The organism is Gordonia metallireducens, assembly GCF_021245825.1.
Classification (GTDB): domain Bacteria; phylum Actinomycetota; class Actinomycetes; order Mycobacteriales; family Mycobacteriaceae; genus Gordonia; species Gordonia namibiensis.
This window is the reverse complement of the sequence record NZ_JAJQJP010000050.1, coordinates 43,904-56,953: the sequence shown is the minus strand read 5'-3', so window position 1 is coordinate 56,953 and position 13,050 is coordinate 43,904. Positions and strand designations below refer to the sequence as shown.

Genomic DNA, 13,050 nt, shown 5'->3' with positions numbered 1-13,050 from the left:
GAACACTGCCGGAGCTTTCGCCGGCATACACATGTGCGGCCTGGTGAATAGTGCGCTGCCCTGGGCGGAACTCGCGCTGAATACGCGATGTCGTCATGGTGCCTGCGGAAACCGGTGACCGCCGGGGATGCCCGCGCCGGCCACGGAGTGGTCGGACGACGATCGTGGGCCGCGTCGGCGTGGCGGGTCAGAAACGCAGAGAGCCCCAATCGAGAGAGCCCCAGTCGAGAGAGCCGGATCCCGACTGGCAGCCGGTGACAACCAGTTCCTGCGGGGTCGGCCGCCGGTCAGCGGTCTGGGGGCCCGACTTGATGCGGTAGTAGATGGTTTGGGTGCCCTCCGGCGAGGGTGCCGGTGGCGCGGGATTGGTGACGGTCTTGAGATTGACCGTCGCCGTGCTGACGAAACCGTCCGGTTGGGCACTGCTGTTGTACGGCACACCGCCACCAGCCGGGGGCACGCCGGGCGCGAGTTGGGAAAACAGTTTGGTGCCGTCTTCTCGTTGGACCCAGCGGGCCATGGGCCACGGGATCCCGTTGACGTACCGCCACGGAGCCGTCAGGTCTCCGACGTTCCCGGTGGCATTGATCCAGTCCTGGTTCGCTTCCTGCTTGAACCACCAATCTGGTTGGTAGAAAGTTGAATTCGTGTAGTTGGTGAGTGTGAAGGTGGCGGTGCAGTTCTTGTTGTCGACGGCGGTGATCTCGACTCCCTTGCCTTGTGCGGCGGCGTTGCCCGCGCCGGCGAGTGTTGATACGGCGACTGTCAGGCTTGCTGCACCGGCTATGAGAGTGGTGGTGATCCTTCGGTTCATCGCGACCTCTCTGGGTCCGACGTCCCGCGCGGTTGGCGAGATCCCGTCCGACGGCCCCTCATCCGAGACCCACCGTAAACACATCGCACCAACGCGCGGTGGGCGAATGGACATTTCGGCGAGACTGCTGTCGACGGCGTCGTGTCAGCCGGCAATCACGCGCAGTATGCGATCGTCGTCATCGGTGGGCTGTCCGCGGCCGTCGGTGTTGCTCGTGCTCACCCAGAGCGAACCGTCGGGTGCCGCGGCCACCGCGCGGATCCGTCCGTAGTCGTCGGTGAGGTGACTCGCCGGTTGACCGGCCGACTCCCCGTCGAGGGGCACCTCCCACAGCCTCCGGCCGCGCAACGCGGCGACGTACGCGCGATCACCGACGATCGCGAGGCCGGCCGGCGAGGCCTCCTGCGGGGTCCAGGTGACCTTCGGGGCGATGAACCGAGGATCGTCGGATTCGCCTTCGAACTCGGGCCAGCCATAGTTGCCGCCGCGCCGGATGAGGTTGAGTTCGTCGCGCCGGTTCTGGCCGAACTCGGTTGCCCACAGGCGGCCCGCGCCGTCGAATGCCAACCCTTCCACGTTGCGATGGCCGTAGGAGTAGACCTCGTTGCCGAACGGGTTGCCGGGCCATGGGCGACCCTCGGTGTCCACACGTAGGATCTTGCCGTTGAGGGACCGTATGTCTTGTGCGACAGCGGGTTCGGCTGCATCGCCGACCGCGACGAAGAGGCTGCCGTCGGCATCGAAGACGAGCGCACCGCCGTGGTGGTTGTAGGCGGCGTCGAGGCCGCGCAGGAGCGTGCGCGGACCGGTGAGTCGCCGGCCGTCGAAGTCCAGCCGGACGAGCCGGTTGTCGGAGTCGGTGGTGTAGTAGACGAACACCGCGTCCTCGGCGCCCGGGGCGATCGCGATGCCCTGCAGCCCACCCTCGCCGCGAGGCGCGGCGTCGCCGATCTCGCCGACGGTCCGGACCTCGCCCGACCCGGACACCCGCACGATCGTGGCGTCGTCGCGTTGGGTGACCAACGCATCGCCGCCGCGGAGGAATCCCATTGCCCACGGCACGTTCAGTCCCGAGGCGATCACCTCGACGGCTGTCCTCCCCGTGTCCTCGGTGTCTCTCTGCCCGTCGCGCGACGGTGAGGGGCGGACGACGTCGGCGCCCGAGCAGCCGGAGGTGAGTACGGCGCCGGTGAACCCGAGCAGCCCGGCGGTGAGAAGCTGGCGGCGATCCATACCCTCGATGGTGCCCGATCTCGGTGGCGCTCCCGGGCCCGATTTGGGTCTGGCCAGCAGATTCCCTACACTAGACCGGTTGCCTGTGCACCTCAGGTGCCCGGGACACAACTGAATAGTCTCCGGTGCCGGCGAAAAGCCAAGGGCACCGGCGACGAGAACCTTGAAGAAACTATCCACTTCGTGGAAGGCCCACCGCAGGTCAGAGGGATTTCCTCTCATCGGCGCTGTATGGGAACCGCCACGAGAAAGGTTGACGGTCAACCATGACCATGACTGACCCGATCGCAGACTTCTTGACGCGTCTGCGCAACGCCAATTCGGCGTACCACGACGAGGTGAAACTCCCGTCGTCGAAGATCAAGGTGAACATCGCCGAGATCCTCAAGCGTGAGGGCTACATCACCGACTACCGCATCGAGGATGCGGAGGTCGGCAAGAGCCTCATCGTCTCCCTGAAGTACGGCCCGAGCCGTGAGCGCTCCATCGCTGGACTGCGCCGCGTGTCGAAGCCGGGCCTCCGGATCTATGCAAAGTCCACCAACCTGCCCAAGGTGCTGGGCGGCCTCGGCGTGGCCATCATCTCCACGTCGTCGGGTCTGCTCACCGACCGCCAGGCAGCCAACCAGGGCGTGGGCGGCGAAGTCCTCGCCTACGTCTGGTAGGGGAGGGAACGACATGTCGCGTATCGGAAAGAACCCCATCGAGATCCCCGCGGGCGTCGACGTCACCGTCGACGGACAGCGTGTGACCGTCAAGGGCCCCAAGGGCGAGCTCGCGCTCACCGTTTCGGAGCCCATCGAGGTCGCCAAGGAAGACAACACCATCGTTGTCACCCGCCCCAACGACGAGCGTCGCAGCCGCGCGCTTCACGGCCTGAGCCGTTCGCTGATCAACAACCTGGTCATCGGCGTCACGCAGGGCTACACCACGAAGATGGAGATCTTCGGTGTCGGCTACCGCGTACAGGCGAAGGGTAAGGACCTCGAGTTCGCCCTCGGTTACAGCCACCCCGTGCCGATCGAGGCCCCCGAAGGCATCACCTTCGCCGTGGAGTCCCCGACCAAGTTCTCGGTCACGGGTATCGACAAGCAGCAAGTCGGCCAGATCTCGGCGAACATCCGCCGCCTGCGTCGTCCGGACCCCTACAAGGGCAAGGGCATTCGTTACGAGGGTGAGCAGATCCGTCGCAAGGTCGGAAAGACGGGTAAGTAAGCCATGAGTGACACAGCTACCAAGACCAGCCGTAAGCCCCTCGGCAAGGACGTGTCGACGCGTCGTCGCAAGGCGACCGTCAACCGGCACTTCCGTCTCCGCAAGAAGGTCAGCGGAACCCCGGCTCGCCCGCGTCTCGCGGTCAAGCGCAGCTCGCGCCACATCCACGTGCAGCTCATCGACGACCTGGCCGGCAAGACGCTGGCCGCCGCGTCGTCGATCGAGGCCGACGTGCGTGCAGCAGGCGGCGACAAGTCGGCCCAGGCCCGCAAGGTCGGCGAGCTCATCGCCGCCCGCGCCAAGGCTGCCGGTGTCGACGCCGTCGTGTTCGACCGTGGTGGCAAGGACTACCACGGCCGTATCGCCGCGCTCGCCGATGCCGCCCGTGAGGGAGGCCTGAGCTTCTGATGACCATCTTCACCAGCTACACCCACATGACCGGAGGGAACCTCTGATGCCCGGACGTCAGCGTGACGGCGGAAACGGACCCGCCGGTAACGACAACAACCAGAACAACGCAGGTGGCGGCAACGACCGTCGCGGCGGTGGCCGCGGAGACCGTCGCGATCGCGGCGGCCGCGACCAGGACCGCAACCAGCTCGAGCGCGTGGTGACCATCAACCGCGTCTCGAAGGTGGTCAAGGGTGGACGTCGTTTCTCGTTCACCGCTCTCGTGGTCGTCGGCGACGGCCAGGGCATGGTCGGCGTCGGCTACGGCAAGGCCAAGGAAGTTCCGGCCGCGATCCAGAAGGGTGTCGAAGAGGCTCGCAAGAACTTCTTCCGCGTCCCGCTGATCGGCGGCACCGTGACCCACCCGGTTCAGGGTGAGGCCGCTGCCGGTGTCGTCATGCTGCGCCCGGCCAGCCCCGGTACCGGTGTCATCGCCGGTGGCGCGGTGCGTGCCGTGCTCGAGTGCGCAGGCGTCCACGACGTCCTGGCCAAGAGCCTCGGCTCGGACAACGCGATCAACGTCGTCCACGCCACCGTGGCGGCACTCAAGATGCTGCAGCGTCCTGAAGAGGTCGCGGCCCGCCGTGGTCTGCCGATCGAGGACGTCGCTCCGGCCGGTATGCTGCGCGCTCGCGCAGGACAGGGAGTCTGATCATGGCAGAGCTGAAGATCACTCAGGTCAAGGGCACCATCGGTACCAAGAAGAACCAGCGTGACAGCCTGCGGACCCTCGGACTGAAGGGCATCCGCCAGACCGTCACCCGCGAGGACACGCCGATCAACCGCGGCCTCATCAACGCGGTTCGTCACCTCGTGACAGTCGAAGAGGTTTAAGCATGACCATCAAACTCCATCACCTTCGCCCCGCACCGGGGTCGAAGACCGACAAGACCCGCGTGGGTCGCGGTGAGGGGTCCAAGGGTAAGACCGCGGGCCGCGGCACCAAGGGCACCAAGGCACGTAAGAACGTGCCTGCCGGCTTCGAGGGTGGCCAGATGCCGATCCACATGCGGCTGCCGAAGCTCAAGGGCTTCACCAACCGCAACCGGATCGAGTACCAGGTCGTCAACGTCGGCGACATCGCGCGTCTCTTCCCGCAGGGCGGCACCATCGGCGTCGACGAGCTCGTCGCAGCCGGCGCGGTGCGCAAGAACAAGCTGGTGAAGGTGCTCGGCGACGGAGAGCTCTCCGTCAAGGTCGACATCACCGCCGACAAGTTCACCGCCTCCGCCAAGGAGAAGATCGCCGCTGCCGGAGGCAGCGTCACCGAACTCTGACGGAACCGACCGCCGGTCGGGCGGCAGCAACGCTGCCGTCCGACCGGCGGTTTCGGCGTCACTGTTAGAGTTTCAGACGTTGTCTGCCGCATCCGCAAGATCGCCGCATCCCGAACATTGTCGATTGCCGAGCACACGGGGATCGGGTCGTGACCGACCCGGAACTGCACCCTCGCGTGGTCGTTCCTAGGAGGAGTTAGTGCTTTCCCCCCTCTTCGCGGCCATACGGACGCCGGACCTGAGGAAGAAGATCCTCTTCGTTCTCGGCATCATCATCCTGTATCGCCTCGGCGCGACCGTGCCGTCGCCCGGTGTGGACTACCAGGCCGTGCAGGCATGTCTGGACGAGGTCTCGGCCGGTGAGTCGAGCTCGGTCTACTCCCTGATCAACCTGTTCTCCGGCGGCGCGCTGCTGCAGCTGTCGGTGTTCGCGATCGGCATCATGCCGTACATCACGGCGTCGATCATCGTCCAGCTGCTCACGGTGGTCATCCCACGGTTCGAGCAGCTGCGCAAGGAAGGCCAGGCCGGCCAGGCCAAGATGACGCAGTACACGCGTTATCTCGCCGTGGCCCTGGCGCTCCTCCAGTCGACCGGCATCGTCGCCCTCGCCGACCGCGGTCAGCTCCTCCCGCAGTCCTGTGCGAGCAGTGGTGAGGTGCTCAACGACTCCAGCATCTTCGGTCTGATGATCATCGTGCTCGTCATGACCGCCGGCGCCTGTGTGGTCATGTGGTTCGGCGAGCTCATCACCGAGCGCGGCATCGGCAACGGCATGTCGCTGCTGATCTTCGCCGGTATCGCAGCTCGCATCCCGGCCGAGGGTCGCACCATCCTCAACACCCGCGGCGGACTCGTCTTCGCCCTGGTGTGTGTCGCCGCGCTGATCATCGTCGCGGGCGTCGTCTTCATCGAGCAGGGCCAGCGCCGCATCCCGGTGCAGTACGCCAAGCGCATGGTCGGCCGCAAGATGTACGGCGGCTCGTCGACCTACCTGCCGCTGAAGGTCAACCAGGCCGGCGTCATCCCGGTCATCTTCGCCTCGTCGCTGCTGTACCTGCCGCAGCTGATCGTCGAACTGACGCGCAGCACCGACGGCACGCAGTCGACGTGGCAGGAGTACGTCACCAAGTACCTGACCGATCCCAGCAACGGGGTCTACATCGCGGTCTACTTCCTGATGATCATCTTCTTCACGTACTTCTACGTGGCGGTGACGTTCAATCCGGAAGAACGTGCCGATGAGATGAAGAAGTACGGTGGCTTCATCCCGGGCATTCGGCCGGGCGCCCCGACCGCGGAGTACCTGGGCTACGTTCTCAGCCGCATCACTCTGCCCGGTTCGATCTACCTCGGTATCATCGCGGTCCTGCCGAACCTGTTCCTCGAGATCGGTAACAGCGGCAACGTCCAGAACCTGCCGTTCGGCGGCACGGCCGTACTGATCATGGTCGGTGTGGGCCTGGACACGATGAAACAGATCAACAGTCAGTTGATGCAACGAAAGTACGAAGGATTCCTCAAGTGAGACTCGTTATTCTCGGCCCGCCCGGAGCAGGCAAAGGCACCCAGGCGGAACTGCTGAGCGAAGCCCTCGGCATCCCGCACATCTCGACCGGTGACCTGTTCCGCGCCAACATCTCCCAGGGCACCCCGGTCGGTATCGAGGCCAAGAAGTACCTCGACGCCGGCAACCTGGTCCCCTCCGAGATCACCGTCGACATGGTTCGTGCCCGTGTGGGCGAGCCGGATGCGGCCAAGGGCTTCATCCTCGACGGCTTCCCGCGTTCGACCGAGCAGGCCGATGCCCTCAAGGACATCCTGGCCAATCTCGACGCCTCGCTTGACGCCGTGCTGTCCTTCGTCGTCGACACCGACGTCGTCGTGGAACGCATGATGGCCCGTGGTCGTGCCGACGACACCGAAGAGGTCATCCGCAACCGGATGGACGTCTACACCAAGGAGACGTCCCCGCTCCTCGCCTACTACGGCGACGAGGTCAAGACCATCGACGCGGTGGGCGACATCCAGGATGTCCACCAGCGCGTGCTGAGCGCCCTCGGCGCCGGCGTCAACTGACACCCGACTGCGTCCGCTGATGGGTTTTCGTAAACGCAAGCGCGTTCCGTTCCGCTCCGCCGGTGAACTGGATGCGATGGCAGCAGCGGGCGCAGTCGTCGGATCGGCCCTCGTGGCCGTCCGTGACGCCGCGAAGGTGGGGGTCAGCACCCTCGAGCTCGACGAGGTCGCGGAGACCGTGATCCGCGAGGCCGGGGCCGTTCCCTCCTTCAAGGGTTACAACGGTTTCCCCGGATCGATCTGCAGCTCGGTCAACGACGTCGTCGTCCACGGAATCCCGTCGGCGGATGTCGTTCTGGCCGAGGGTGATCTCGTGTCGATCGACTGCGGCGCGATCCTCGACGGCTGGCACGGCGACTCGGCCTGGACCTTCGGGGTCGGGGAGCTGTCGCAGGCCGACGCCGAACTGTCCGAGGCCACCCGTCTCTCGATGGAGGCCGGTATCGCGGCCATGGTCGACGGCGCACGCCTCACCGACATCTCCCACGCGATCGAACTCGGTACCCGCGCCGCCGAGAAGAAGTTCAACCGCCCGTTCGGCATCGTCGACGGCTACGGCGGTCACGGTATCGGCCGTGAGATGCACATGGATCCCTTCCTCGCGAACGAGGGCGCGCCCGGCAAGGGCCCGCTACTGGTGATCGGGTCGACCCTCGCGATCGAACCGATGCTGACCCTCGGCACCGTGGACACCACTGTTCTCGAGGACGACTGGACGGTCGTCACCGACGACGGCTCCCGCGCCGCGCACTGGGAACACACCGTCGCGGTCACCGCCGACGGCCCGCGCATCCTCACCCCGCGACCCCGCTAGTCGCGCCGGCTGATCTGCGCGACCGTCTGCGAGTCTGCCGCGTTGTGGAGTTCCGCTTATCGTTCATACAGCGAGCAACGATTGATCGCCGATCCGCTCACCCGTTGAATGGTCATGACCGTGTAGGCGTGACCGGGCGCGGTGGATGACGGGTGTCGAGCAGAGAAGAGTGGGACGAGATGACGACTGTGGAACTCGGCGACGGGCTGCGGGTTTCGGCCCTCGGATTCGGTGGCATGTCGCTGACCGACGTCTACGGCGCGGTGTCGGATGACGACGCCCTGCGCACCCTCACGCATGCGGTCGACAGCGGTGTGACGTTCATCGACACCGCCAACGTCTACGGCAACGGGCGCAGTGAGACGACGATCGGGAAGCTGCTCAAGACCCGCCGCGACGACGTCCAGCTCGCCACCAAGTTCGGCATCGTCGGTCAGGGCGGTGTCGGGCAGCGCGGGGTCCGCGGTGACCGAGAGTACGTTCGCGAGCAGGTCGAACTCAGCCTGGCACGTCTCGGCACCGATCGCATCGACCTGTACTACCAACACCGCGTCGACCCCGTGGTCCCGATCGAGGAGACCATCGGCGCGGTCAAGGAGCTGGTCGAAGAGGGCAAGGTCCTGCACATCGGTCTGTCCGAGGCGACCGGTGACGAGATCCGCCGCGCGGTCAGTGTGCACCCGATCGCCGCCATCCAGTCCGAGTGGAGCGTCGTCTCCCGAGACGTCGAACGCTTCGTGGTACCCGCGGCCCGCGAGCACGGCGTCGGTTTCGTCTCCTACTCGACGCTGGGCCGTAAGTGGCTGGCCGGGCTCCTCGACCACAGCGATCTGGTCGAAGGCGATGTGCGCCTGAGCATCTCGCGTTACACGCCCACCAACCTGGCGTACAACAAGCCGATCCTCGAGGAGTTCTTGCAGATCGCCGACGAGGTCGGTGTGTCCGGTGCGCAACTGGCGCTGGCCTGGTTCTACACCAAGGGTCGCGAGTTCGATCTCCCCGTCGTCTCGATCCCGGGTTCCCGGTTCGCCGAGCGTGTCTCGGAGAACCTGGCGGGCGTCGACGTCGAACTGACCGCGCAGCAGGTCGAGCGACTGGATACGCTGGCCGCCAGGGTTCGCGGTCATCGGTCGGCTCAACCGCAGTTGGTGTCGTCGGCTCGCGAGTGACCTGCGACCGCGCCACTGCGCGTCGCGGCCACTGCCGACGGCCCGCGGACTCTCACCCCGCGCCCGGAGTGAGTGTCCGTCCGACACGGAATCTGTGTCGAAATCTGTTCCCGACGGGTGCATTCGTGCCGGTTCCCGTTGTTGACCGTGTGCTGGGCCACCGGCCGTCGTACCGTTGACCATGCACTTCGACGTGTCGTGGTCCGCCGCTGTCCGCCGGTTGCCGTTCACCGCCGCGCTCACCATCGCGCTGGCGGTCGTGGGCGTCGCGACCGGCTCGCTGTGGGGTCGTGCGAACGACAAGTCCTGGTACCACGAGGTGGCCTTCGGTCTGCCCGCTCTGCGTGAGGGCAAGTGGTGGACACCGATCAGCTCCGCCTTCGTCGAACCCGGGCCCTGGTTGTACGCGCTCGCGTTCGTGATCGTCATCGTCGGAATGGGTTGGGCCGAATGGCAACTCGGAACCGTGAAGGCGATCCTGGTCGGGCTCGGCGGTCACCTCGTCGCGTGCTTCCTGACCGTCGGCCTGTTGTGGCTGCTGTCCACCGAGGTCACGTCGTGGCAGTGGGCGGAGGAGTTGTCCGAGTCACGGGGTACCGGGGTCGGCGCACTGGTCGTGTCGGCGGTCGCGGTGGCCTCGGCGACGGTCCGGTCGCCGTGGCGACTCCGGGTCCGGGTGCTGATGGGTGCCGTCGTCGCGATCGCGTTCCTGTTCCAGGGGACCCTCGCGTCCGTCGAATACGTTCTCGCAGCGCTGATCATGCTCGTGGTCGGGGAGAAGTTCTTCGCCACCAAGGAACGCGGGTACATGCCGCGCACCCGGCGCGAGGTCCGCATGCTGGGCTGTGCGGCGCTGCTCGTGATCGCGGCGGCGAACCTGATGGTCTTCCTGTTCCCCGGGGACGGCCCGCTGGGTCCGACCGATGCCGGCGACGACTCCGTGTTCACCATGCTCATCGGCTTGGTGATCAACGTTCTCATCGCTGATCAGTTGCGCCGCGGTAAGCGGTGGGCCTGGTGGGTCGCAGTCGTCCTCGGCGCGCTGAACGTCGTGCTCACGGTGCTCACCGTGGTCCTGGTGATTTTCACCGACGTCTCCACCGAGGGGGCGGTGACTCTGGGAACGACGCTGCTGTGGGCGGTGTTGCTGGCCATCCTGATACCCGGCCGCTTCGCCTTCGCCGTCCCGTGGCGGGTGCGGCACGTGGGTGCACCTGGTGATGACCCCGACGTCGATCCGGTGGACCGCGTGAAGGCCCTTCTCCGTCAGCACGGCGGCGGCACGATGTCGTGGATGACGACCTGGCCCGGGAACTCCTACCAGTTCACCTCGTCGGACGGTGACCCCACCGGCGAGTCGGTGGTGACCTACCAGAACCATGTCGGAACCTTTCTGGCGCTGGCGGATCCGGTGTGCGCCCCGGACCGTCGTCGGGATGCGGTGAACGCCTTCATCGAACTGGCCGAGCGTTCGGGAGCGACGCCGTGCTGGTTCTCGATCGGGTCGTCGACGTCGGAGATCGTCACCGAACGCGGTTGGCTCAGCGTGCAGATCGCCGAGGACACGATCGTCGACCTGCCCGGGCTGGAGTTCAAGGGCAAGCCGTGGCAGCACGTGCGGTCCGCGCTGAACAAGGCCGGCAAGCAGGACATCACGATGCGCATGGTGACCCTGGCCGACGAATCCTTCGCGGTACGGACCCAGGTCCGTGCCATCTCCGAGGAATGGGTGGGGGACAAGGGCTTACCCGAGATGGGCTTCACGCTCGGCAGCGTGGAGGAAGCGATGGACCCGGCGGTGCGCGTCGCGCTCGCCGTCGATCCCGACGGGAACGTCCACGGTGTGCTGTCGTGGCTGCCGGTGTACGCCGCCGGCGGGGAGGTTGCGGGCTGGACGCTGGACATCATGCGTCGGCGCACCGACGGTTTCGGCCCCGTGGTCGAGTACCTCATCGCCTCGTCGGCGGTGGCCTTCAAGGACGAGGGCGCACAATTCATCTCGCTGTCGGGCGCACCGCTCGCGCGCACCGAGGACTTCGATCCCGAGCCGCTCGACAAACTGCTCGACGCCCTCGGTGCGGCTCTGGAGCCCTACTACGGCTTCCGGTCGTTGCACACGTTCAAGAAGAAGTTCAACCCGCGCTACGAACCGGTGTATCTCGCCTTCCGCGATGAATCCGATCTTCCCCGAATCGGTTTGGCGGTCTCGCGCGCATATCTCCCGGATGCCACCGCGGGTCAGTTGCTCAAACTCGCGGCGTCGGGCAAGGAGGCGTGACGTCGCCTGCTTGGGAGCGGTCCTGCTGATCCGTGGCGTGCAGCGCCGCGAGGTAACCGAAGACGAGCGCCGGTCCGATGGTGGCGCCCGGGCCCGCATAGGTGTGGCCCATCAGCGCGGCGGAGGCGTTGCCGACGGCGTATAGGCCGGGGATGGGGGCACCGTCCGGGGTGAGTGCGCGGGAATGCTCGTCGGTCACGATCCCACCTTTGGTGCCCAGGTCGGCCGGGACGATGCGCGCCGCGTAGAACGGCGGGCGGGTTATCTCACCCAGGCTCGGATTGGGGCGGTTGGTGGGGTCGGCGTAGTAGCGGTCGTAGGCCGACTCGCCACGATGGAACTCCGCGTCGTGACCGGTGCGGGCGGCGTGGTTGAAGGTCGAGATGGTCTCGCTCAGTGCGGCGGCAGGCACACCGATCGTGTCCGCCAGCTCGCCGACCGACCGGGCAGTGGTCAACGCACCCGAGTCGAACCACGAGGACGGCAGTGGGGCACGGGCGGGCTTCCCCGCGAACATGTACCGGTTGCGGTAGGTCTGGTCGAATATCAGCCAGCAGGGGAGGTTCTCGGCCGGGCCGTCGCCGCGTCCGTGGAGGCCGCCGAACATGCGATGGGTGGCCTCGACGTACGGCAGGGACTCGTTCATGAAGCGGCGTCCGTGTGCGTTGACGATGATGCTGCGCGGCAGAGAACGTTCGGCGAGTGCGAACCAGGGTCCCTTCGGCAACGGAATCGACGGAGCCCACCACGCATCGTCCATCAGGGCCGTCGCCGCGCCTACAGCCACCGCTGCGCGGATGCCGTCACCGGTGTTGGAGGGAACCCCCAGGGAGAGCGACGCGCCTGCCGGCGCCCGGTGGTGTTCGCTCCGCATCGATTCGTTGTGGTCGAAACCGCCACTGGCCACGACGACCCCACGGCGCGCTATGAACGACGTTCCGTCGGCGCACCGGACGCCGGTGACGCGGTCTCCGGCGCGGGTCACCTCGATGACCTCCATGTCGAGATGAACGGAAATCCCCGCTTCCCGTACGCCGACCATCAGCGAGGCGGCCAGCGCGCCGCCGAGTCCGACGATCTGAGCTCCCCGGGCCCTGGCCAGGGCGGTGCGGCCGGCGACCCTGAGCGCCCGCATCGGTCCTTGCCAGTGCCGGAGTCCGGTGCTCAGCCAACGGTAATCGGACTGCTGCACAACGACGTTCATCGGTGTTCGGGTGTAGAACGGCTGCATGGTGGCGTGATCGTGACCGAGGCGCCGGAGGTCGAACGGCCGCGGCTCGCAGGACCGGCCTCGGGCCAGGCCCCCGGGCTGTTCCGGTAGGTAGTCGCTGTAGCCGCGAACCCACTGCAGATCGAGTGCGGAGTGTTCGGTCAGGAACCGCAGTGCCTCATCTCCCCGGTCGATGTAGACGTCGATGCGCGGGTCGTCGGAACCGACGATGGCGTGGAGGTAGGTGCGTGCCGACTCGGCGTCGTCGGCGGCCAGGTGGGCGCGCAGGACATCGTTACCTGGAATCCACACCCCGCCTCCGGATCTCGCCGTGGACCCGCCCCAGTGTGAGGACTTCTCCAGCAGCACCACGTCGAACCCCCGGGCGGCCGCGGTGATCGCAGAGGCCATCCCGCCCGCGCCGGACCCGACCACGATCACATCCACTTCGTTCATCGCCGCTCCTCTGATAGTAACTGTCTATGTGACAGTTACTATCACTTTTGGGGCT

Annotated in this window: 14 protein-coding genes; 11 read left to right on the top strand and 3 right to left on the bottom strand. The window is 66.5% G+C overall.

Annotated features, from left to right (window positions below; all coding sequences use genetic code 11):
• Window positions 1-187 precede the first annotated feature (187 nt).
• Both LQD00_RS19315 and LQD00_RS19310 read right to left on the bottom strand, forming a co-directional pair.
• On the bottom strand, window positions 188-814 hold the full coding sequence (locus LQD00_RS19315) for a hypothetical protein (RefSeq protein ID WP_232718852.1): 627 nt from the start codon (window positions 812-814) through the stop codon (window positions 188-190).
• Window positions 815-958: 144 nt separating this feature from the next.
• Complete coding sequence (locus LQD00_RS19310) at window positions 959-2,047, bottom strand: PQQ-dependent sugar dehydrogenase (RefSeq protein ID WP_232718851.1); 1,089 nt, start codon at window positions 2,045-2,047, stop codon at window positions 959-961.
• Between the two features lie 266 nt (window positions 2,048-2,313).
• On the opposite strand from LQD00_RS19310, the gene rpsH reads away from it, so the two are divergent.
• From rpsH to LQD00_RS19255, 11 genes are all read left to right on the top strand, one after another.
• Window positions 2,314-2,712 carry a 30S ribosomal protein S8 gene (rpsH, locus tag LQD00_RS19305; protein ID WP_006360199.1) on the top strand — a complete coding sequence of 133 codons (399 nt, stop codon included), beginning with the start codon at window positions 2,314-2,316 and terminating at the stop codon, window positions 2,710-2,712.
• 13 nt (window positions 2,713-2,725) lie between these two features.
• Window positions 2,726-3,262, top strand: coding sequence for a 50S ribosomal protein L6 (rplF, locus tag LQD00_RS19300; protein ID WP_232718849.1), 537 nt, complete (start codon window positions 2,726-2,728; stop codon window positions 3,260-3,262).
• 3 nt (window positions 3,263-3,265) lie between these two features.
• Complete coding sequence (gene rplR, locus LQD00_RS19295; RefSeq protein ID WP_005197625.1) at window positions 3,266-3,670, top strand: 50S ribosomal protein L18; 405 nt, start codon at window positions 3,266-3,268, stop codon at window positions 3,668-3,670.
• A 46-nt stretch (window positions 3,671-3,716) separates the two neighbouring features.
• A complete protein-coding gene (rpsE, locus tag LQD00_RS19290) occupies window positions 3,717-4,364 on the top strand; it encodes a 30S ribosomal protein S5 (protein WP_005197623.1) in 648 nt (215 codons plus the stop codon).
• 2 nt (window positions 4,365-4,366) lie between these two features.
• The gene (gene rpmD, locus LQD00_RS19285; protein ID WP_005197622.1) at window positions 4,367-4,546 is read left to right on the top strand and encodes a 50S ribosomal protein L30; all 180 of its coding nucleotides are present in this window, start codon (window positions 4,367-4,369) and stop codon (window positions 4,544-4,546) included.
• A 2-nt stretch (window positions 4,547-4,548) separates the two neighbouring features.
• Complete coding sequence (rplO, locus tag LQD00_RS19280; protein ID WP_006867008.1) at window positions 4,549-4,989, top strand: 50S ribosomal protein L15; 441 nt, start codon at window positions 4,549-4,551, stop codon at window positions 4,987-4,989.
• Window positions 4,990-5,188: 199 nt separating this feature from the next.
• Window positions 5,189-6,517, top strand: a complete 1,329-nt coding sequence (gene secY, locus LQD00_RS19275) for a preprotein translocase subunit SecY (protein WP_232718848.1) — start codon at window positions 5,189-5,191, stop codon at window positions 6,515-6,517.
• Window positions 6,514-7,068 carry an adenylate kinase gene (locus LQD00_RS19270; RefSeq protein ID WP_232718847.1) on the top strand — a complete coding sequence of 185 codons (555 nt, stop codon included), beginning with the start codon at window positions 6,514-6,516 and terminating at the stop codon, window positions 7,066-7,068. The genes secY and LQD00_RS19270 overlap by 4 nt, the downstream gene beginning before the upstream one ends.
• A 19-nt stretch (window positions 7,069-7,087) precedes the next feature.
• On the top strand, window positions 7,088-7,882 hold the full coding sequence (gene map / locus LQD00_RS19265) for a type I methionyl aminopeptidase (protein WP_232718845.1): 795 nt from the start codon (window positions 7,088-7,090) through the stop codon (window positions 7,880-7,882).
• A 179-nt stretch (window positions 7,883-8,061) separates the two neighbouring features.
• Window positions 8,062-9,051: an aldo/keto reductase gene (locus tag LQD00_RS19260; protein ID WP_232718837.1), complete on the top strand. Its 990-nt coding sequence runs from the start codon at window positions 8,062-8,064 to the stop codon at window positions 9,049-9,051.
• Window positions 9,052-9,232: 181 nt separating this feature from the next.
• Window positions 9,233-11,329, top strand: a complete 2,097-nt coding sequence (locus LQD00_RS19255) for a bifunctional lysylphosphatidylglycerol flippase/synthetase MprF (RefSeq protein ID WP_232718834.1) — start codon at window positions 9,233-9,235, stop codon at window positions 11,327-11,329.
• Here LQD00_RS19255 and kstD read toward each other — a convergent pair.
• The gene (gene kstD / locus LQD00_RS19250; RefSeq protein WP_232718833.1) at window positions 11,298-12,995 is read right to left on the bottom strand and encodes a 3-oxosteroid 1-dehydrogenase; all 1,698 of its coding nucleotides are present in this window, start codon (window positions 12,993-12,995) and stop codon (window positions 11,298-11,300) included. The two genes, LQD00_RS19255 and kstD, sit on opposite strands and share 32 nt — an antisense overlap.
• Between the last annotated feature and the right edge of the window lie 55 nt (window positions 12,996-13,050).

What these genes read in the sequence shown, in the direction of transcription:
- LQD00_RS19315 (WP_232718852.1), bottom strand. Translation starts at nt 814, where the DNA reads ATGAACCGAAGGATCACCACCACTCTCATAGCCGGTGCAGCAAGCCTG.
- LQD00_RS19310 (WP_232718851.1), bottom strand. Translation starts at nt 2,047, where the DNA reads ATGGATCGCCGCCAGCTTCTCACCGCCGGGCTGCTCGGGTTCACCGGC.
- rpsH (WP_006360199.1), top strand. Translation starts at nt 2,314, where the DNA reads ATGACCATGACTGACCCGATCGCAGACTTCTTGACGCGTCTGCGCAAC.
- rplF (WP_232718849.1), top strand. Translation starts at nt 2,726, where the DNA reads ATGTCGCGTATCGGAAAGAACCCCATCGAGATCCCCGCGGGCGTCGAC.
- rplR (WP_005197625.1), top strand. Translation starts at nt 3,266, where the DNA reads ATGAGTGACACAGCTACCAAGACCAGCCGTAAGCCCCTCGGCAAGGAC.
- rpsE (WP_005197623.1), top strand. Translation starts at nt 3,717, where the DNA reads ATGCCCGGACGTCAGCGTGACGGCGGAAACGGACCCGCCGGTAACGAC.
- rpmD (WP_005197622.1), top strand. Translation starts at nt 4,367, where the DNA reads ATGGCAGAGCTGAAGATCACTCAGGTCAAGGGCACCATCGGTACCAAG.
- rplO (WP_006867008.1), top strand. Translation starts at nt 4,549, where the DNA reads ATGACCATCAAACTCCATCACCTTCGCCCCGCACCGGGGTCGAAGACC.
- map (WP_232718845.1), top strand. Translation starts at nt 7,088, where the DNA reads ATGGGTTTTCGTAAACGCAAGCGCGTTCCGTTCCGCTCCGCCGGTGAA.
- LQD00_RS19260 (WP_232718837.1), top strand. Translation starts at nt 8,062, where the DNA reads ATGACGACTGTGGAACTCGGCGACGGGCTGCGGGTTTCGGCCCTCGGA.
- LQD00_RS19255 (WP_232718834.1), top strand. Translation starts at nt 9,233, where the DNA reads ATGCACTTCGACGTGTCGTGGTCCGCCGCTGTCCGCCGGTTGCCGTTC.
- kstD (WP_232718833.1), bottom strand. Translation starts at nt 12,995, where the DNA reads ATGAACGAAGTGGATGTGATCGTGGTCGGGTCCGGCGCGGGCGGGATG.